The sequence below is a fragment of the Dysosmobacter segnis genome (assembly GCF_014297285.1).
GTDB classification, from domain to species: Bacteria; Bacillota; Clostridia; order Oscillospirales; family Oscillospiraceae; genus Oscillibacter; species Oscillibacter segnis.
In genome coordinates this window covers 403,701-422,681 of record NZ_JACOQI010000001.1, presented here as the reverse complement: position 1 = coordinate 422,681, position 18,981 = coordinate 403,701, and the positions used below count along the sequence as shown (strand labels likewise).

Here is an 18,981-nt window from a genome sequence, read left to right as displayed (position 1 = left end):
CGGTGTTATTTCATCTCCATTTTCTGTGTTTCCTGCATTGGTGACAGCATGGGCTGATAGTCCGCACGGTGCAGCAGACCGTAGGGTGAGAGGACAGCGTTGTCCTCCTTGATGAGGTCGCAGCCGTAGGTGTAGAGGTTCACATACGGGATCAGCCGAACGGCTTCTTCACGGTCCATGATGAAACAAAGCTGATCCAGCGCCGCTTCCTGCGGTGAACTGATCTCTGGCGTGAGGATGTAGTCCGCCAGATGCTCCGTTAGGAACAGGGCGGTTTCGATGTCCCGTACCTCGAACTGCTCCAGCAGAGCCTTCAGCTTTGACAGCTCAGATCTCGGAGTGTCCCGCGCGGCCTTGGTGAAGGCGTTAAATTCCTCCAGCTCCATGGGCAGATCCGCAAAGAAGGCGGCGTTGGGCAGAATGCCGTCATAGTTGAGGACAACAGTGTTTTCCCAATTCAGGGTGCCGAGCTGTTCCTGCGCGTCCAGCAGCTCCGCCTCTGCTGCGGGAAGATCCAGTGTCACCGTGCGCGCATCGCCAATGTCGGGATGCAATCCAAGCGTGAGCCGAAAGAGGTATCCCGGCTTTCCCGGCAGCGCCTTTTGGACAGGCGGCGCAGTTGTCAGTTCGCCATCCCGCAGCACATACAGACTGTTCACAAAAACGCCGTTTTCACTGCATCGCATCATTCTTCCAATGCCGGCGAAGTCCAGCATCTCGAATACCTCGTTGGATACGCCGTCCAGTTCGGGGATAAATTCATTTTCCGCGTAGAAGCGGCCAAGCTGGGCGTCATCCGCGGCATCCACCACATGATAGCAGTCTGTTTTTGCGCTGACCGCCAGATCCCGCAGATCCTGCAGCGTGATGACGCCGCCGTTGGCGTTTACTTTTCTCTGCACCTCTATGGAAAACAATCCCTCAAAGGCAACCTCCTGCACCTCGTCCAGCGCCGACAGCAGTGCGGCAAGGTCGTTCAGTTCGTTGAGGCTGATGTCCAACCCGTCCAAATGGGGCGAGAGATACTCAAAGGCATCGTAGTCTTCGATCTCCATGTACAGGATGTCATCTGTCTGAAGGCGTACCTTGTCCAGCGCATCCCACAGTTCCCACGGTGAGGCAGGCAAGTCCAGCTTGGCATACGCCTCGTTGTTGGGTATGCCTTCTTTTGCAAGATATACCTCGAATATCTTCTTATCCAAGGGTCATCCCTCCCATTTTCAGCCCGTTCTGCTCATAGACTTTCGGGTCCGCGCCGGGGATGTTCCAGCCGAACATGGAACCCGTTTTCATAGCTTTTTCCTGCGCGGGGGTAACGCCGAGCCGCTCGTTGTTGTAGTCCGCTATCTCACGGTTATGCGTGGGATCGTTGGTGTTCCAATCACTGTGGTAGTAGCCGCTCTCACCGCGCTTGATGCAGATGAGCTCGCCGGTGCCGGGGAGCGTGGAGAAGCACAACTCCGGCAGACCCTCCGCCAGCTTGGGGGAGAAAAGCTCCTGCTCCGTTTGGATGCTCCACTCGTCCGAATTCCAAAAGTGGACATACAATTCACCGCCGTCATCCACGGAAATCTCCCGCTGCTCAAACCCCTCGCACCAGCCATCAGAAGCCTGTCCGGTGATAAACTCTTTCAAAGTATCCATTTCGGTATCCGACAATTTTCCGGCGACGCGGCATTCCGCCACGCCCCAGAGCTGCCGGTCACGTTCCTCTACGATGAAGACGGCGGAGCGCACCTTGCGGTCAACGCTGTCGGCTTCATCATACCAATGCATGATGCCGCGCTCCGCCTCCTCCGGCATCCGGTTTTTCACCAGCGCCGCCGTGATCTGATCCTGATAGCCCCGCAGCTCACTGCCCTCCAGAAGTGTGCTGCTGTCATCAAATTCGCCGTACTCGTTTCGCTCGTAGAGATCGGCGGTCAAGGGCATATACAGCTTGAGGGTGGTCAGCTTGGGCGGCAGCACGGTGAAGCTGTCCTCGCCGGGGATGAGCGGCAGCGTGCGGCCATTGTCCCACTTCATAAAAATTTGCCCCTCATTGTCCACAAAGTCTACTTCGCCCTCCGTGCCGGGAAGAATGGGATGATAAGGGTCCTCCATCGAATTGAGCCGGATGCGGGTGCCGGGGGGATACTGCTCCTTGATAAAATTCACCATTTTTCTGTCCATCACTTTATACCTCCCATTGTCATGCCCTGTTTGGGCGTTTTTTGATATTTCTCCAACTGGCGGGGATTCTCCTCGCCGTAGAAGTCGAAGATCATGTCATCCACCTGCTTGCGGACGCTGGGATCGTCGGTCAGCACCTCGTAACGGAAGCCTGTGGTGGGGTGATACGGCAATTCCTCCCGCACACACTTGAGAAAGGCTTCGGCATCGGTAAATTCCTGTGCATCGCCGTTGGCATAGGTGACGCGGCCTACCAGCGGCTTGTCCCGCGCCATATTCTGCCGCTGGACATCCAGATCATAGGCCGTACAGTAGCAGTTATAATCGCCCGGAGACGGATTACAGCGCAGGCAGTAGCGGTAGCGCTCCGTTTCCACGATGTAGCCGTAGTTCTGTACATAGCCGCCGTCGATTTTCCCGCCGTGGTCATAGCAGAAACGCTCCATGGCGAAGCGATTTTTCAGCACACTCTCCCGCAGCGTGTCCACGACCTCCTGCAGTTCCAGTTTGAACGCGGGGCTGTTCAGCTCCTCCGGGCCGCGGGGCCACCAGGTATGCCAGAACTCGTTGCCACTGCGCCCGAAGTCCATGCGGACATGACCAACGGTACCCAGCCGCTTATCTTCTTCGGGGTGCGGGGTATAAAATAAGCCCGCTTCCTCCGGGCGGGCAGGTCGGATATGAAATTGTGTTGCATCTTTCAAGGTTAAGATCTCCTTTCGGTGTAGAATTTGGCTTTACACATTACTGGGGATACGCTATGATGAGGTAAAGAAATCGGAATTTGCAGGTGTGATTGATGAGAATTGTAGAAGTTACAGAAAACAAAAAACAATATCTTGATTTGCTCCTATTGGCGGATGAGCAGGAAGATATGGTTGACCGTTATCTCTATAAAAGTAAAATGTATGTTCTCGATGATGACGGAGTGAAATGCGAGTGTGTCGTAACGGATGAAGGGACTGGAATACTTGAAATTAAGAATATTGCTACAGTTCCCCCATTTCAGCGAAAAGGCTATGCCAAAGCACTGATTGAATTTCTTGTTGAAAAATACCGTGGACAATTTTCGATACTGCAAGTGGGAACCGGCGACAGCCCATTGACGATACCCTTTTATGAAAAATGTGGCTTTGTACGCTCGTATATCGTGCCAAATTTCTTTACGGATCATTATGATCACCCGATATATGAGTGTGGTGTACACCTTGTAGATATGGTGTATTTGCAAAGGCCTCTATAAAACCAAATCCAGTTTATCTGCTTAGCAAGCGGCTTGATCCAAATGGATCGAGCCGCTTTCGCTTACATCATCCTCTGCCCCTGCCGCTGCTCTGGAAACGGCGGCTCCAAGCGGCGCAGCAGGCCGAACTCCGTTTCCGTCACACAGTCGTTTTCCATGCAGTCCTGACCGTATTTCTCAAAGCCCATGTAGCCACAGCACAGGGTTCTGCCTCACTCCCGGTTTGCTTACACTTCAGTTCTGCCTGAATGATCATCGTGAAAGCCCTCCCATCTCCATGCCGTTTTTATGCCGGTTTTCCATCACTTCTTCCATGCGAAAAAAGCCTTTGTAGGCAACATAGCCCCGGTCGGTGAACATCCCGTCCTCCTCGTTCATGCGCTCCGCGCCGTACTTTTCATAGTCATAAAAAGCGTCGAGGTTTTCGTCATACTCGAAGTGACCGGACTGTTGGATCATGTACTTGCCGTACTCGGCGGGAGAGTGCGCGCCAGGGGCGAAGTCAAAGAGGTCAAGGTTTTCCGCAAGATTTTTGATCTGTGCCGCGGACTTTGGCTTTGCCAGCATGACCACGGCCCCCAGCTTATTCATGTCGCTATCGGAAAGGCTATCCGCAGCCTGTGCCAATGCATTAAGGTCAGAAAGATTTTCACGCTCCATATCCAGCAGCACATCCACCTCGTTGGGGAGCTGGCTGTCCTCCAGCCGCAGGCGGGCATCAGCGGGATCTGTGATGCCCCCGCGAAGGAGCGCGCGGTCGATCTCCTCCCGCTCCATGGGGAGGAACAGCCATGTGATGTGTTCTGTGTCCTCCGGCTCGTTTTTGGAGGTCACCGCAACGGTGATGGCGTTCGGTTCATAGTAATAGCAGGGGAAGAGGCGGCCATCGTAGACCTGCTCTAACTTCATGCCGTTGTCGTAGACCACACCGTAGGGAGTGATCGTGCCGCCGCCGTTTTCGATGAGCCGCCGCGCGGTTTCCTCGCCATCCAGTTTGTTCAGCTCATCCACACTTGCGCTACCGCCGTGCAGGTTCATGTAGTGGTCACGGCCAACAGCGGCGAGGTCGGAAAAGTCGGTAATGACCGTGGCCTGTTGGCAGCAGAAGGTCAGGTTGATGAGATCCTTTAACTCAAACAGCTCCAGCTTGTGGGCCATTGCCTGAAACTGTGCGGCCTCGCCGGTGTCGAAGCTGTCCAGCCGTTTGGCGAGGTAGTTCAGTTCCTCCACATTGACCGTGAGCATTTCCGTGCGCTTGAGAACGGTGTAGAAGCTGTCGACCTTCTCCACCTTGCAGTCCGTCTTGACCGCGTCACCGATCTCCAACGCCTCCAATAGCTCCATGCAGTGCGCGTACTGGTCGCGGGAGATGGGGAACGGGATGGTTGCCACGCCGTATTCCGGGTGGTTGGGATTACCGAGAACCGCTTGAATCATCATTTGTGTTTTCCTCCAATCCGTTGATTTTGTTCATTCTGGTCCGCAGACAGGTCCCGTCCGCGCCCCAGCAGAGAAAACCGTGGCGGGGATAGGGGCAGTCCTTGCAATCCGGGGAATGGCTGCAAACAGGTGCCGGCAGCGGCTCCTGCTGAAAGCCGGGGAAGTGCGGAAGAATGAGTTTGAAGTGGATCGTTCCGTAAATTTCCATTGATTTTCCTCCTAAACTAAAAAAGACCGGACATTTCTGTCCGGCCTGCGTGGATACTTATTTCATTGTCATGCCGCTCTGTTCCGGCGCGTCCCGCTGCCGCAGAGCATCCGCGGGCAGCAGTCCGCCGACCTGTTCCATGAGCTCCGCCAGTTCCTGATTCCGCCCGAAGGATAGCGTTTCGTCCTGTTCACGGACGAACGACAGTGCGTGGTAGATCTCCGCAAGCTGCTCCGGTTCAAAAAGGGCGTCTTTTGGAACAAGCCCGCCGCGGACGGTGAAGTCCCGCTTGGCGGCATCGTAGTCATCCTGAAAATAATGTCCGTGATGGACGCCTTTGCGGTCGAAGTCCCACTCCCAAGTCACGAATTGGACGCCCCGCTCGGTGGGGTGGGCCGCCAGCACTGCGTCACCAAAGTCCGCGAGGACGCGGTAGTCGCCATCCAGTCCGCTGGCTTTGAGCCGCGGTGCGGTTTCCAGAATCGCCATGTATTCCGAAGTCATTTTGACGGTGTCAATCACCGTCTGCAAAGCGTCCTGCGCCCGAATACTGTCCACGTTCTCTTGCCGGTACAACACGCTGCCCTTGCCGGATACGCGGCAGAGGCGCCCTTTTTCAACGCTGACGGGCAGGTGGTGATCTTCGATTGGTTCCACCGTGAAGCCGTTCTGCCGCAACTGATTGGCGGCTTCCTCAAGGAAGCGGAGCTGCGCGGGTTCGTTTTGATGATTCATTTTGGAGTCCTCCTCGTAAGCAAAAAAATAAGCCGGAGCATCCTGAAATGCTCCGGCCGGATGATGAATTAAGGTGTGAAATGAAAACTCCCTTTTAAGTTAATTGTTGCTACTGCTTGGTTAGCCAATTCTAATGTAGATTTATTCATCAGGGGACATAATAAGAGGCTCTCTCCTTATCGGAGAGAGCCTCTTCAAAGCTATTACTCTATATAGCAAGCAGCTAAGACGATGACATTGGTGGTTCCGCCGCTTATGTTATCAAACGAAGAAGTTGAACATGGAATGGCGTAGGCTGTAAATGTATCTTCATTGTAAACCTCTGTGCTGCCCAAATAGTACAGAGCATAATAGTTGTTATCGTCATCAGCGGCCAAAAGGTATGTTAGCTTACCTCCCAAGTAGTCATCCTCAAACACCTGCACGGCGTAGAGGTCTAACTTTACTAAGCCAATCTGATCTTGCTTGCGTGTCTTATTGAACTGTTTATTAGAGAAATCTTGTATGTCAGAGGACTGTATCGCTTCATTCGTTGCAGTAGGAAATAGATTTTCATTTTCGTCAATATACTCAATCACTGCATCTGAAATAGTAAATTTACCGAATAGGTCTAACTGACCAATGTAGTTGAAAGACTCACCTGTAGTCGGTGTAAACTCTCCATTTGTGTATGTTCCTGACATCTCCAATGTTTCGCCATCATTTATGATGGTTGTCACGCCGTAGCCGTTAAAGGCTCCGTTAGAGAAATTGCCTTCATACGTATATGTAGACCCGTTTTCTCCGTCTGCTTCGAATGTTCCTACACCTTGTGGCTTGCCATTGACAACTTCTCCAGTGTACTTTCCGTCAATACCATAAGTGTCCGTTCCCTCTACCATAGTAACGGTGATATCATAGTCTGAAACGGTAGATGGTGTATCGTTTTTAGGTGTCTCTTGTGCGGTGCTCCCACAACCGGATAGGAGTACCATAAGCAGTGACAAAACGATAACGCCCGCCTTTTTCATGACTGCATCTCCTCATTGGTGGTATATTAGCCGATTTAGGCTTGTCACCTGTTAGGAGTATACCATGTTTGGCGAATTATGCCAATAGGAAAAGAAAAGATACGAAAGCTTTTGTAATATGACAGATAGTCATTTCTATTTGCGTTCCTTGATGACAGCTTCTATGACATCAATATACTTTTGAGGAAGATTGAAGTCTTTGTATAGTTCATCATCGGTGTAAATGTGGTCGAATTTTCCGCTTGGAGGTGCAGGAACAAATCTAAATACATGATTTGTCAGCATCCCTGTAAGCTTACTCTGGTATATAGCAACGAAAAACCTTACAAATCTCGTATTCAACCAAGATAAGAAACTTTCACATTCTGATTTTATCTCAGATGTGAATGTCATATCTGAAGCATCAGATCCCTTTTTCTCTCCTGCTTGAGTATCTATTAGTTGACTTTTAGCCAAATCCCTTTTACCTTTTGTGTTGATATAAGCCTATCCGCCAAATCCTTCGTCGATTTAACGGAACTCTAAGCACATGAAAAGGAGCAAGGTGTATCGACCTTGCTCCTCCTATGGGATATACTATTCAGTTCAACTAATTGGAATTGGCTTACTTCTTCTTTCCAAAGAACAAGGGAATTGCACCAAATATAATTGCAACGACAAGAGATATCATCGTTTTGAAAAACACCATATGGGTGATACTCTTAAAGAATATTTCTATCGGTTCTGCTTCTAACTTAATTCTCATGCCAGGGATTGCAAAGCAAATAATCAAATAAGTTGCAATAAAGGCAATCAAAAACAACACTATGGATACAGTTTTCTTTTTCATACAAACACACCCCTTTGTCAAATTTGAATTTGTCTAGCTGCTTCATTATTTGTATAGACGGAAAAGCCAGCAAATTGTTCCGACTTTTCTATATTATACAATATTTTTGTGTTACTTTCAAGGTATGAAAAGATGCCAAAGTTGCCTTCGGCTCTTTTCGGTATCCAGTACCGGTTAAGTGCGTGATTTAGTGAAATCACCGGAGTTCTACCCTATCCACACAAAAGGTAAAAGGGAGAATGAAAAAGGGCGCCTTTTTGATGGCTTCGACGAAACCAACAAACAGACGCCCGAAAGATCGTATAAAATTTTGAGGAAAGATCGTTCTATTTTGTGCCCGCAAAAAGGGCACTTCTCAGGTTTTTGCCTTTGAATCTGTGAAAGGGGGAGTTCAAATCTCTCCGGTTACCAAAATAACGCGAAAATATCTTTTTTTCTGAGTGCGGAATTTGAAATAAAAAAAGGCGGCAACCCTTTGACATTCTAAGCGTTGCGCTTAAAATATCCAAATTGTTGCCACCTTATGGAGGTGACACCCGGATTTGAACCGGGGAATCAGGGTTTTGCAGACCCTTGCCTTACCACTTGGCTATGTCACCGAAGCCGTATGATTGAGTGCCTATATAGGATACCCTAAAACGCCCCGTTTGTCAAGACAATTTTTATTTTTTCCTGACATCCGAAAAAATATTTTACAAAGGTGTTCAACCGCCTTTCCCGACCTCCGCCCCCCTGTGTCAAACGGCACAAAAAAGTCCCGGCTTTTCACTTTCGATTGAGCGGTGATGCCGCTTTACAGTGGCCAGACCGGGCAGTAAAATAAAAATACGGTAAACTGCCGTTCATGTTGTAAAATCAACCGATGGGAAGGACAGGAGGAGTGTTTATGGTTTCTCAACGGATGCTGCAGCTGGGCACGGCCCGTTCCGTGATCCGGGAGCTGTTTGAATATGGCCGTCAGCGGGCCGCAGAGGTAGGTGCGGAAAACGTATTTGACTTTTCATTGGGAAACCCCAGCGTCCCCGCTCCCGCAGAAGTGAATGATACCGCTATCCGGCTGCTGCGGGAACAGGCAGACACGATTCACTGCTACACCAGCGCCCCCGGCGATCCCGCCGCCAGACAGCGGATTGCTGACTCCTTGAACCGTCGGTTTGGGGAGCAGTATACGGCGGACGAGCTGTACCTCACCGTAGGCGCGGCGGCGTCTCTCTGCTGTGTATTGGGCGGACTGACCTGCCCCGGCGACGAGTACATCCTCTTTGCCCCCTACTTTCCGGAGTACCGGGTGTTTATCGAGGGTGTCAAGGGGAAGGTCAAGGTGATCCCCCCGGAGCCGGAGCACTTTCAAATCGACTTTTCCGCCTTTGAACAGGCAGTCACCTGCCGCACCAAGGGCGTGATCATCAACTCCCCCAACAACCCCTCCGGCGTGGTCTACTCCCGCCAGACGCTGGAAACTCTGGCAGCGATCCTCCGGGCTAAGGAAGCGCTCTACGGCCACCCCATCTATCTGATCTCCGACGAGCCTTACCGGGAGATTGCCTTTCACGGCGTGGAGGTCCCCTGGGTACCGCAGATCTACAAGGACACCATCGTCTGCTACTCCTTTTCCAAGTCCCTTTCCCTCCCTGGCGAGCGGTTGGGCTATGTGTTGGTGCCCAAGCAGGTGACGGACGCTGATTCCGTCTACGCCGCGGCGGCAGGTGCAGGTCGCTCTCAGGGATATGTCAATGCCCCCAGCCTATTTCAGAGGGTGGCGGCGGAATGCTGTGACCTGACGGCGGACATCAGCGTCTATGAACGCAACTGCGCCCTGCTGACCGACGCACTTCGAGAGATGGGCTACCATGTGGTCCAGCCCGGTGGAGCCTTCTACCTGTTCCCCCGGTCACTGGAACCGGATGACATGGCTTTCAGCGAGCGAGCCAAGCAATTCGACCTGCTGTTGGTCCCCGGCAGCGGCTTCGGTGCTCCCGGCCACTTCCGGATCGCCTATTGCGTCCAGACGGAAATGATCGAACGGGCGCTGCCTCGGTTCAAGGCACTGGCGGACTCCTATCAATAACATAGCAACGGCGAAACACCCCGGCTCTTTTGAAAAGAGCCGGGGTGTTTTTATCAGGCAACGATCCCCGTCCCTTCCGAAGAAAGGACGGGGATCGTTTATTTTGCAGAAAGTCGGCTTAGTAAGCCACACCCCAGTAGATATCAGTGGTGCACTTCTCGCCGCAGACGGGGCAAACGCCCTCGGTGCCGGACTGCTTGAGCGGCATGCAGCGGCTGGAAACACCTGCCAGCTCCTTCATCTTCAGCTCGCACTCCAGCTTGCCGCACCACTTAGTCCGGGCGAAGCCGCCCTTGGTCTCCACCATCTCCTTGACCTCCTGCCAGGAGTTCAGGTCGAAGGTGTTGTCCTCCAGATTCTTTTCCGCCTGAGCATACAGGTTGTCGTGAACGGCGGTCAGCAGGCTCTGCACCTGGCTTTCCAGCCCGTCCAGAGCGACAAAGCTCTTTTCGCCGGTATCACGGCGGGCCAAGCAGCACTGTCCCTTTTCCAGATCGCGGGGACCGATCTCCACACGGACAGGCACGCCCTTCATTTCATACTCGGCGAACTTCCAACCGGGAGAGTTGTCGGAATCGTCCAGCTTCACCCGCAGGCCGGCAGCCTCCAGACGGGTCTTGATCTCAGCGGCTGCTTCCAGCACGCCGGGCTTGTGGGCCGCCACGGGGATCACTACCACCTGAATGGGGGCGATGGCGGGAGGCAGCACCAGACCGTTGTTATCGCCGTGGGTCATGATGACCGCGCCGATGAGCCGGGTGGTGGTGCCCCAAGAGGTCTGGAAGGGATATTGCAGCTTGTTGTCCCGACCGGTGAAGGTCACATCGTAGGCCCGGGAGAACTTGTCTCCGAAATAATGGCTGGTGCCGGACTGGAGGGCCTTACGGTCCTTCATCATGCTCTCGATGGTATAGGTGGCCTCAGCGCCGGCAAATTTCTCCTTGTCGGTCTTGCGGCCCTTGACTACCGGCATGGCCAGCGCATCGCGGCAGAAGTCAGCATAGCAGTTGAGCTGCTGCTCCGTTTCTGCCATAGCCTCCTCAGCGGTCTCGTGGATGGTGTGGCCCTCCTGCCACCAGAATTCCCGGCTGCGCAGGAAGGGGCGGGTGGTCTTTTCCCAGCGGATCACGGAGCACCACTGGTTATAGAGCATGGGGAGCTGGCGGTAGGTCTGAAGGACGCTGTGCCAGTGGTCGCAGAACATGGTCTCAGAGGTGGGGCGGAAAGCCAGCCGCTCCTCCAGCTTGTCGCTGCCGCCCATGGTGACCCAAGCCACCTCAGGGGCAAAGCCGTTGACCAGTTCGCCTTCCTTTTTCAGCAGGCTCTCCGGGATCAGCGCGGGCATTGCCACGTTCTCGTGTCCGGTCTTTTTAAACTCCCCGTCCATGATCCGCTGAATGTTTTCCCAGATAGCGTAGCCGTATGGACGCAGGATCATAAATCCCTTCACGCTGGAATAGTCGATCAACTCCGCCTTCTTGCAGATGTCCGTATACCACTGGGCGAAATCGTCCTCCATACTGGTGATCTGTTCCACTTTTTTGTCCTGTGCCATGATTCTTCCCTCAACTTTATTCCAGAATTGGAGGCAAACAGCCTCCTTTGAACTCATAACGTCTTATTTTATCGTCTTTTTCCCCTGTTGTCAACCATTTCACCCCAGGGCCAGCGCAACGATAAAGCCCAGCACCGCACCGCAGCACACCTGCATAGGCGTGTGGCCCAGGAATTCCTTCAGCTTCACCTCCGGTGCCTCCTCGCTGTCGAGCATTTCCAGCAGCTCATTGATGGCCTTGGCATGGCGTCCCGCCTCCCGACGGACGCCCATGGCGTCATGCATGACGATGACGGCCAGGATCACGCACACGGCAAAAACGGGGGAGTCATAGCCGTATTCCAGACCGGAGGTCACCGCCAGTGCGGTCACGGTGGCAGAGTGACCGCTGGGCATCCCGCCGTCCCCTGTAAGCCGCTTCCAGTCGATGGTGCGGTTCACCGCCAAATAGATAAAGAACTTCAGGAGCTGCGCCGTGGCCCAGGCCAGCAGCGCGTTCATCAACAGGTGGTTGCTGAAAATATCAGAAAGCATAGATAATCTCCGATCATGTAGTAGGCGCGGAGACCCGCACTGTCTCTACTATACACCAGACGTTAAGAAGCTGTCAATTTTTGCCGGCTAAAACCTTTGAAATTTGCGAAAATCCCAGTAGCGGCGCAGAAAAAAAGCAGGACGGCCGTGATCCGGCCGCCCTGCGCATATTGGGGGTTCTTTCGGCGTTAGCCCTCCCACTTCCAGTTCCGGACCTCCGGCAGGTCGATGCCGTTGTCCCGGATATACTGGCGGTGCTCCACCAGCTTGTCATTCATCTTCTGCACCAGATAGGCGCCCCGGTTGCCCAGCTGGGGCAGGCGGTGCACGGTGTCGATGACCAGATCGAAGCGGTCAATGTCATTGAGGACCCGCATATCGAAGGGCGTGGTGATGGTGCCCTCCTCCTTGTAGCCCCGGACATGGAGATTCTTGTTGTGACGGCGGTAGGTCAGCTCATGGATCAGGGTGGGATAGCCGTGATAGGCGAAGATAATAGGCTTATCCTTGGTAAAGAGTGTGTCGTACTCGGAATCAGTCAGGCCGTGAGGATGCTCGGTATGGGGCTGGAGCTTCATCAGGTCCACCACGTTCACCACGCGGATCTTCAGCTCCGGCAGTTCCTTCCGCAGAATGCTGACGGCGGCCAGTGTTTCCAAAGTGGGGGTATCGCCGCAGCAGGCCATCACCACGTCCGGCTCCTCGCCGGCATCATTGGAGGCCCACTCCCAGATGCCAATGCCTTGGGTGCAGTGCTTGACCGCCTGCTCCATGGTGAGCCACTGGGGACGGGGATGCTTGCTGGCCACGATGACGTTCACATAGTTCCGGCTCTTGATGCAGTGGTCGAAGCAGGAGAGCAGGCAGTTGGCATCGGGGGGCAGATACATCCGCACCACGTCCGCCTTCTTGTTGGCCACATGGTCCAGGAAGCCGGGGTCCTGATGGGTAAAGCCGTTGTGATCCTGCTGCCAGACGTTGGAGGCCAGAATATAGTTCAAAGAGGCAATATCGTGCCGCCAGGGCAGCTCGTTGCACATTTTCAGCCACTTGGCGTGCTGGGAGAACATGGAGTCCACGATGCGGATGAAGGCCTCATAGCTGTCGAAGAAGCCGTGGCGGCCCGTCAGCAGGTAGCCCTCCAAAAAGCCTTCGCAGAAGTGCTCAGAGAGCATGGAGTCCATGACCCGGCCATCGGGGTCCAGGTCCTCGTCCACATTGGGGATCTGCTCATCCAGAAAGCGGCGGCCGGTGACCTCAAACACCGCCTGCAAGCGGTTGGAGGCCGTCTCATCCGGCGCGAAAATGCGGAAGTTCCGGGCGTCCAGATTCAGCTTCATTACGTCCCGGACGTAGGTGCCGAGGACGTACATATCCTGCGCTTCCACCGCGCCGGGAGCCTTCACGTCCACAGCGTAGTCCCGGAAATCGGGGGTGCGGAGATCCCGCAGCAGCAGTCCGCCGTTGGCATGGGGGTTGGCGCCCATGCGGCGGGTTCCGGCAGGGGGGAAGGAGGCCACCAGATCCACGGGGGTGCCGTCAGCGTTGAACAGCTCCTCCGGCTTGTAGGAGCGGAGCCATTCCTCCAGCTCCGGCAGGTGTTTTTCCGTGTCGGGGCCCATGGAGATGGGCACCTGATGGGCCCGCCAGCTGCCTTCCAGAACGTGACCGTCCACTTCCTTGGGGCCGGTCCAACCCTTGGGTGTCCGCAGGACGATCATGGGCCAGCGGGGGCGGCTGGCGTCGCCGCTGGTGCGGGCGTATTCCTGGATCCGCTTGATCTCACGGATGGCCCAGTCCACCGTGGCGGCCATCTTCTGATGCATCTCGGCAGGCTCGCTGCCCTCCACAAAGCGAGGCTCCCAGCCGCAGCCCCGGAAGAAGCTCTCCACTTCCTCATGGCTCATGCGGGAGAAGATGGTGGGGTTGGCAATTTTGAAACCGTTCAGGTGCAGGATAGGCAGCACGGCGCCGTCGGTGATGGGGTTCATGAACTTGTTGCCGTGCCAGGAGGTGGCCAACGGGCCGGTCTCGGCCTCGCCATCACCCACCACGCAGGCGGCGATCAGGCTGGGGTTATCCGCCACAGCGCCGAAGGCGTGGGCCAGAGAATAGCCCAGCTCGCCGCCCTCGTGGATAGAGCCGGGGGTCTCCGGCGCCACATGGCTGGGGATACCGCCGGGGAAGGAGAACCGCTTGAAGAGCTTCTTCATGCCGTCCTTATCCCGGGTGATATTGGGATAGACCTCGGTATAGCTGCCGTCCAGCCAGTCCTGCGCCACCATGGCGTTGCCGCCGTGACCGGGGCCGGAAAGGTAGATCATATCCAGATCATCCCGCTTGATGACCCGGTCCAAATGCGTATAGATGAAGTTCTGGCCCGGGCAGGTACCCCAGTGGCCCACGATGGTCTGCTTCAGATCCGCAGCGGTCAAAGGCCGCTCCAGCAGGGGGTTATCCAGCAGATAGAGCTGGCAGGCGGTGAGGTAATTGGATGCGCGCCAATACGCGTCGATCTGCTTCAGCTGTGCAGGCGTCAGAGGCGGTTTTTTAGAAACACGGGCGCTGCCGCGCGGATTTGCGGTGAGCTTAACAGGCGCTGTTTTCTTTTTTGCAGGCATAGAAGAACCTCCTTTAATTATATTCTGATTTTAGTATACCCTTTATTCGATACATGTCAACGCTAATATCATAAAAACGATTACGCATCCAGCAAAATTTACAATTAGTACAAAAATTGCTCATTTTCCTCAAGGACTTGACGAAGGTGCTATACTGCTCTTATGAACACGTATGAATTGATCCGCTCCCGCCGGGAAACCCTGGCACTGGAGCTGACGCGGGATGGACGGCTGATCGTCCGAGCCCCTCTGCGAATCTCCCGGCGGGAGATCGACGCATTTGTAGAAAAACATAAGGACTGGATCGTCCGCCATCTGGCAAAGCAGGCCGCCCGCCCCACTCTGCCGCCGCCGGATGCTCCGGAAACTCAGGCACTGAAAACACAGGCACAGGCCGTTCTACCGGAGAGGGTGGCCCATTGGAGCGCCATCATGGGGGTCCACCCCACCGGTCTCCGCATCACCACGGCCAGAAAACGCTACGGGAGCTGCTCCAGCAAGGGCAGTCTGTGCTTTTCCTGCTACCTGATGTGCTGTCCAGAGGAAGCAGTGGAACTGGTGGTGGTCCATGAACTGTGCCATCTCCGGGAGATGAACCACGGCCCCGGCTTTTACGCGCTGCTGGAGCGATACCTGCCGGACTGGAAGGAGCGGAAAAAGCTGCTGAATTAGAAAAGCGCGGAAAATGCCATCCAATGCGCAGCAAAAAAGCGGAGGCCGACGGCCTCCGCTTTTTGCATACCTATATACTTTATAATACGATCACTCGTAATTGCTGACCAGGAACATGGGCTTGATGGCCACGACCTCGTCATATTCCTCCTGAGAGACCTGCACATCGGCGTTCAGGGCCTTCAAATCCGCCTTGACCACCGCCAGCGCCTCCTCGGCGTTCTGGGCGCGGCCCTCCCGCAGGACGCGGATCATCCGATCCAGCACAACGGGATGGGCATACCGGGCAGGCAGGGGGAAATGTTCCGGCAGTACCCCGGCCACGTCCTTCTGGGCCTGCTCCCAAGCGGCGGTGACCGCCCGCTTGTTGTTCTTCATGGTGGGAATGACCTGCGTACCGGAGAACAGGAACACCACCGCCAGGCCCAGCAGGGTGAAGTACATACCAAAGCCCTCCTGCCGCCGCCAGGCAATGACACCGTAGACTGCGGCGATCAGGCCCGCCAGCACAATGGCCAGCGCCACCCACTTATGGGCGGGATTGGTGTGCTCATTGACCCGCTTGGCCTTGGCCGCAGTGGAAAGCCGGTCCGTCAGCTTCGGATAGCCGGCGAGGAAGGTTCTGGCCTTTTCCAGCTTCTCCCGGGCCGCCTGTGCCTCCGGCGTCAGCACGTCCAGATACCGGACGGCTTCCTCCTGTGCCTTCCGGGCAAGGCGCTGCTCCGCCTGAACGCTGTGCAGCGGCAAACCGGGACAGACCTTCGCCAGATAGGCCAGCAGATCATCCACATTGTCCTCCCGCTTGAAGGTGCATTGCTTCTGCGTACCGTCACCGTATTCTACCACCAGGTACGGAATAGCGCCAAAGACGCCGTTTCCGGTGAAACCGCCCTTGCTCATGGCGACCCGCTTGAATACCCGGCGGATATCCCCCAGCGCCACATAGTAGTGCCGGTCAAACAGGAAACCGTTCAGATACAGCGCTTTTTCCCCTACGCCGCAGGGGCCGAAGTGCTTGCAGTTTTTAACATCCGCAGTCAGGACTTCCGCCGACAGGGCGGTGCTGCCGAGACGCACAGGCGCAAATAACATAGTGTTCCTCCGTGATCGTTCATTGATAGCTTCAAAAGCGGCGGAAAGGAGAGAGTCTTTCCGCCGCTTTCGGATTGATTACTCAGAGCTTACTTGCCCAGAGTTTCGTATTGAGGCTTCACGTCGCGCTTCTTGATGCTGTACAGGAAGATGCCCAGGAACAGCGCGGCAGCGATGATGCCGACGGGATAAGCAACAGCAGTGTTGTAAACAACCGCGCCGTCAGCAGTCTTGTGGTTCAGGAACTGGCCCAGGCACTCGTTGCCCAGCATGAAGTAGGTGATGGACACAGCGCTCATGAAGGTAGCGGGGACAGCGGTGATCCAGTAGTTCTTCTTCTCATAGAAGAGGTACATGGAAGCGGCCCACAGCACGATCATGGCCAGAGTCTGGTTGGTCCAGCTGAAGTAACGCCAGATGATGGTGTAGTCGATCTTGCCCAGAGCGTTGCCCACGCCCAGGATCGCGCCGATGCCCAGCACGGGGATGCAGAGCATCAAACGGCCCTTGATGGACTTCTGCTCAATGTGGAACCAGTCAGCCAGCACCAGACGAGCGGAACGGAAGGCCGTATCGCCGGAGGTGATGGGGCAGGCGATCACGCCCAGCATAGCCAGAGCGATGCCCACGCCGCCCATGGTCTTGGAGCAGACGTCATACACGGTGGTGGAGCCGCCGCCGCCCATGGCCAGCAGATCAGCGCCGGTGTAGATTGCGCAGCCGGCAGCAGCCCAGACCAGAGCGATGATGCCCTCGGACACCATGGCGCCGTAGAACACGAAGTGGCCCTGCTTCTCACTCTTCATGCAGCGAGCCATCAAGGGGCTCTGGGTGGCATGGAAGCCAGAAATAGCGCCGCAGGCCACGGTGATGAACATGAAGCTCCAAATGGGAGTGCCCTGAGGATGCATATTGGTGAAGTTGTTCCAGATCTCGGGGATCACATAACCCTTGGTGAAGATACCCACGGCCACACCAACAGCCATGATGATCAGGCAGATGCCGAACACGGGATAGATCTTACCGATGATCTTATCAATGGACAGGAAGGTGGCGATGAAATAGTACACCAGAATCAGCACCAGCCAGAACAGCTTGTTGGTGAGGATACCGGTGCTGCCGCCGTTGGAGAACAGGAGCTGGATCAGACCAGCAGGGCCCACGGCGAACACGGTACCGACCATGATCAGCAGCACAACGCTGAATACACGCATGACATTCTTCATGGTGCCGCCCAGGTAGATGCCGGAGATCTCGGAGATAGAGGCGCCCTCGTTACGCTCGCTGAGCATACCGGAGAAGTAATCGTGGACAGCACCGGCGAAAATGGTACCGAAAGTGATCCACAGGAACACAACAGGACCCCACAGAGCACCGCTCAAAGCGCCGAAGATGGGACCCAGGCCAGCAATGTTCAGCAGCTGGATCATGAACAGCTTCCACTGGGGCAGAACCATGTAGTCCACGCCGTCATTGATCTTGACAGCGGGAGTCTCACGGTCATCGGGCCCGAAGGTCCGATCCACCAGGGAGCCATAGGTGAAATAGCCGCCGATCAGCAGTGCCAGGCAAATGAAAAAGCTAATCATCTTGAACTCTCCTTCCAAAAACACGTTTTTTCTTCTGAAGCAGGCGCAAAAACGTTTACTCGCCTGTTTTCGCTTACATATTAGCACTCTAACCCAGAAGTTCAAGTGCTGAAATTCACAAGAATCGTATAGAATCTTTGTTAATTTTAACAATAGATTTACGGAAATCGCACAATATCATTCACTTTAACCGGAAACCGGTTTGTAGATTTCTCTATAATTCCTTCGCATTCCAAAAAGATTCCCTTGTAAGCCGCTCACGTTTCACAGACAAACGTCCGCTGTACAACGCACCTTTCCACCGGGATCTGGATTTTCTCCTTAGGTGTAGAATGAGCAGCTACGGAACGCTGATTATTTTGTAAAAAAGAGCAGTCTATCCGTCACTCAACCCATCACAAGCAGGGCGGAGCGGCAGCAAATTCCAAGGAGAACCGTTCAGTTCCTCCTGTTTGAGTATGTTTACGCCTTTTGCAGTCGAAGCAAAAAGCCCCATCCATTCGGGTGGGGACGTTTAGATCCATGCACGGGGTATGGAGCTTATGCGCTCGACGCAGAAACCCTGCCTCACCTCTGATTGAAATGCGCTTCGCGCATGGGTGTCGGCAGCAAGTTCTTTTCGTCTGACGAATGCAGAATCCTTCGTTCTTCGCGAGGAAGGGGGTGTTTGCGGGGGAAACCTTTGCGGGTTTCCCTCCGCTTTTCTATAAAAGTCGCCGCAGGCGGGCGATTTGCAGCGCAAATCGAAAGTGCTCCAAAAAGAAACACCACCCGAGTGGGTGGTGTTTCTTTTTGGAGCGGGCTACGAGGCTCGAACTCGCTTCCCGGCATCCCACGAATTGCGTTCCGCAATTCGCAGGAACCCTACCTCACCTCTGATTAAAATGCGCTTCGCGCATGGGTGTCGGTATCGAGTTCTTTCCGTCTAACGAAAAAAATCAGGGCATCCAAATCGGATGTCCTGATTTACTCTGGAGCGGGCTACGAGGCTCGAACTCGCTACCTCCACCTTGGCAAGGTGGCGCTCTACCAGATGAGCTAAGCCCGCAAATGGTGCCCAGAGCCGGAATCGAACCAGCGACACGAGGATTTTCAGTCCTCTGCTCTACCAACTGAGCTATCTGGGCAAAAATGGCGACCCGGAACGGGCTCGAACCGTCGACCTCTAGCGTGACAGGCTAGCGTTCTAACCAACTGAACTACCGGGCCATTT

At 54.7% G+C, this 18,981-nt stretch carries 18 protein-coding genes and 4 tRNA genes; 3 read left to right on the top strand and 19 right to left on the bottom strand.

The window, feature by feature from the left end; all coding sequences use genetic code 11:
* Positions 1-5: 5 nt before the first annotated feature.
* The 3 genes from H8Z83_RS02120 to H8Z83_RS02110 are packed head-to-tail and all read right to left on the bottom strand — an operon-like array spanning position 6 to position 2,876.
* Positions 6-1,202 carry an antirestriction protein ArdA gene (locus tag H8Z83_RS02120; protein ID WP_187013523.1) on the bottom strand — a complete coding sequence of 399 codons (1,197 nt, stop codon included), beginning with the start codon at positions 1,200-1,202 and terminating at the stop codon, positions 6-8.
* A complete protein-coding gene (locus H8Z83_RS02115; RefSeq protein ID WP_187013561.1) occupies positions 1,195-2,172 on the bottom strand; it encodes a DUF4314 domain-containing protein in 978 nt (325 codons plus the stop codon). Before H8Z83_RS02115 ends, H8Z83_RS02120 begins: the two co-directional genes overlap by 8 nt.
* The gene (locus H8Z83_RS02110) at positions 2,172-2,876 is read right to left on the bottom strand and encodes a hypothetical protein (RefSeq protein WP_187013522.1); all 705 of its coding nucleotides are present in this window, start codon (positions 2,874-2,876) and stop codon (positions 2,172-2,174) included. The genes H8Z83_RS02115 and H8Z83_RS02110 overlap by 1 nt, the downstream gene beginning before the upstream one ends.
* Before the next feature lie 95 nt (positions 2,877-2,971).
* Here H8Z83_RS02110 and H8Z83_RS02105 point away from each other — a divergent pair, with 95 nt between their 5' ends.
* Positions 2,972-3,415: a GNAT family N-acetyltransferase gene (locus H8Z83_RS02105; RefSeq protein WP_187013521.1), complete on the top strand. Its 444-nt coding sequence runs from the start codon at positions 2,972-2,974 to the stop codon at positions 3,413-3,415.
* A gap of 62 nt (positions 3,416-3,477) precedes the next feature.
* Here the strand turns inward: H8Z83_RS02105 and H8Z83_RS19845 are convergent, their stop codons facing one another.
* The 8 genes from H8Z83_RS19845 to H8Z83_RS02070 form a co-directional block, all read right to left on the bottom strand.
* Positions 3,478-3,603 carry a hypothetical protein gene (locus tag H8Z83_RS19845; protein WP_256435282.1) on the bottom strand — a complete coding sequence of 42 codons (126 nt, stop codon included), beginning with the start codon at positions 3,601-3,603 and terminating at the stop codon, positions 3,478-3,480.
* 64 nt (positions 3,604-3,667) lie between these two features.
* Complete coding sequence (locus tag H8Z83_RS02100; protein WP_243184677.1) at positions 3,668-4,855, bottom strand: antirestriction protein ArdA; 1,188 nt, start codon at positions 4,853-4,855, stop codon at positions 3,668-3,670.
* Positions 4,830-5,063, bottom strand: a complete 234-nt coding sequence (locus H8Z83_RS02095) for a hypothetical protein (protein ID WP_187013520.1) — start codon at positions 5,061-5,063, stop codon at positions 4,830-4,832. Before H8Z83_RS02095 ends, H8Z83_RS02100 begins: the two co-directional genes overlap by 26 nt.
* 57 nt (positions 5,064-5,120) lie before the next feature.
* Positions 5,121-5,798 carry a hypothetical protein gene (locus H8Z83_RS02090; RefSeq protein WP_187013519.1) on the bottom strand — a complete coding sequence of 226 codons (678 nt, stop codon included), beginning with the start codon at positions 5,796-5,798 and terminating at the stop codon, positions 5,121-5,123.
* Positions 5,799-6,001: 203 nt separating this feature from the next.
* On the bottom strand, positions 6,002-6,808 hold the full coding sequence (locus tag H8Z83_RS02085; RefSeq protein WP_187013518.1) for an MORN repeat-containing protein: 807 nt from the start codon (positions 6,806-6,808) through the stop codon (positions 6,002-6,004).
* A 135-nt stretch (positions 6,809-6,943) separates the two neighbouring features.
* A complete protein-coding gene (locus tag H8Z83_RS02080; protein ID WP_187013517.1) occupies positions 6,944-7,264 on the bottom strand; it encodes a hypothetical protein in 321 nt (106 codons plus the stop codon).
* Between the two features lie 148 nt (positions 7,265-7,412).
* Complete coding sequence (locus tag H8Z83_RS02075) at positions 7,413-7,637, bottom strand: hypothetical protein (protein WP_187013516.1); 225 nt, start codon at positions 7,635-7,637, stop codon at positions 7,413-7,415.
* 524 nt (positions 7,638-8,161) lie between these two features.
* A tRNA-Cys gene (locus H8Z83_RS02070) sits at positions 8,162-8,236 on the bottom strand.
* A 287-nt stretch (positions 8,237-8,523) separates the two neighbouring features.
* On the opposite strand from H8Z83_RS02070, the gene H8Z83_RS02065 reads away from it, so the two are divergent.
* Positions 8,524-9,705, top strand: coding sequence for a pyridoxal phosphate-dependent aminotransferase (locus H8Z83_RS02065; protein ID WP_187013515.1), 1,182 nt, complete (start codon positions 8,524-8,526; stop codon positions 9,703-9,705).
* A 118-nt stretch (positions 9,706-9,823) separates the two neighbouring features.
* Here H8Z83_RS02065 and proS read toward each other — a convergent pair whose 3' ends face one another.
* The 3 genes from proS to H8Z83_RS02050 form a co-directional block, all read right to left on the bottom strand.
* Positions 9,824-11,260, bottom strand: coding sequence for a proline--tRNA ligase (gene proS / locus H8Z83_RS02060; RefSeq protein WP_187013514.1), 1,437 nt, complete (start codon positions 11,258-11,260; stop codon positions 9,824-9,826).
* A 99-nt stretch (positions 11,261-11,359) separates the two neighbouring features.
* A complete protein-coding gene (locus H8Z83_RS02055) occupies positions 11,360-11,794 on the bottom strand; it encodes a divergent PAP2 family protein (protein ID WP_187013513.1) in 435 nt (144 codons plus the stop codon).
* A 188-nt stretch (positions 11,795-11,982) separates the two neighbouring features.
* Positions 11,983-14,415, bottom strand: coding sequence for a phosphoketolase family protein (locus H8Z83_RS02050; RefSeq protein WP_187013512.1), 2,433 nt, complete (start codon positions 14,413-14,415; stop codon positions 11,983-11,985).
* 162 nt (positions 14,416-14,577) lie between these two features.
* Between H8Z83_RS02050 and H8Z83_RS02045 the strand changes: the two genes are divergently transcribed.
* The gene (locus tag H8Z83_RS02045; RefSeq protein ID WP_187013511.1) at positions 14,578-15,087 is read left to right on the top strand and encodes a M48 family metallopeptidase; all 510 of its coding nucleotides are present in this window, start codon (positions 14,578-14,580) and stop codon (positions 15,085-15,087) included.
* Positions 15,088-15,177: 90 nt separating this feature from the next.
* On the opposite strand, the gene H8Z83_RS02040 is transcribed toward H8Z83_RS02045, so the two are convergent.
* From H8Z83_RS02040 to H8Z83_RS02020, 5 genes are all read right to left on the bottom strand, one after another.
* Positions 15,178-16,179 carry a globin family protein gene (locus H8Z83_RS02040; protein ID WP_187013510.1) on the bottom strand — a complete coding sequence of 334 codons (1,002 nt, stop codon included), beginning with the start codon at positions 16,177-16,179 and terminating at the stop codon, positions 15,178-15,180.
* Positions 16,180-16,268: 89 nt separating this feature from the next.
* Complete coding sequence (locus H8Z83_RS02035) at positions 16,269-17,768, bottom strand: carbon starvation CstA family protein (RefSeq protein WP_187013509.1); 1,500 nt, start codon at positions 17,766-17,768, stop codon at positions 16,269-16,271.
* Positions 17,769-18,740: 972 nt separating this feature from the next.
* A tRNA-Gly gene (locus H8Z83_RS02030) sits at positions 18,741-18,816 on the bottom strand.
* Between the two features lie 3 nt (positions 18,817-18,819).
* A tRNA-Phe gene (locus H8Z83_RS02025) sits at positions 18,820-18,895 on the bottom strand.
* A gap of 5 nt (positions 18,896-18,900) precedes the next feature.
* A tRNA-Asp gene (locus H8Z83_RS02020) sits at positions 18,901-18,977 on the bottom strand.
* Positions 18,978-18,981 lie beyond the last annotated feature (4 nt).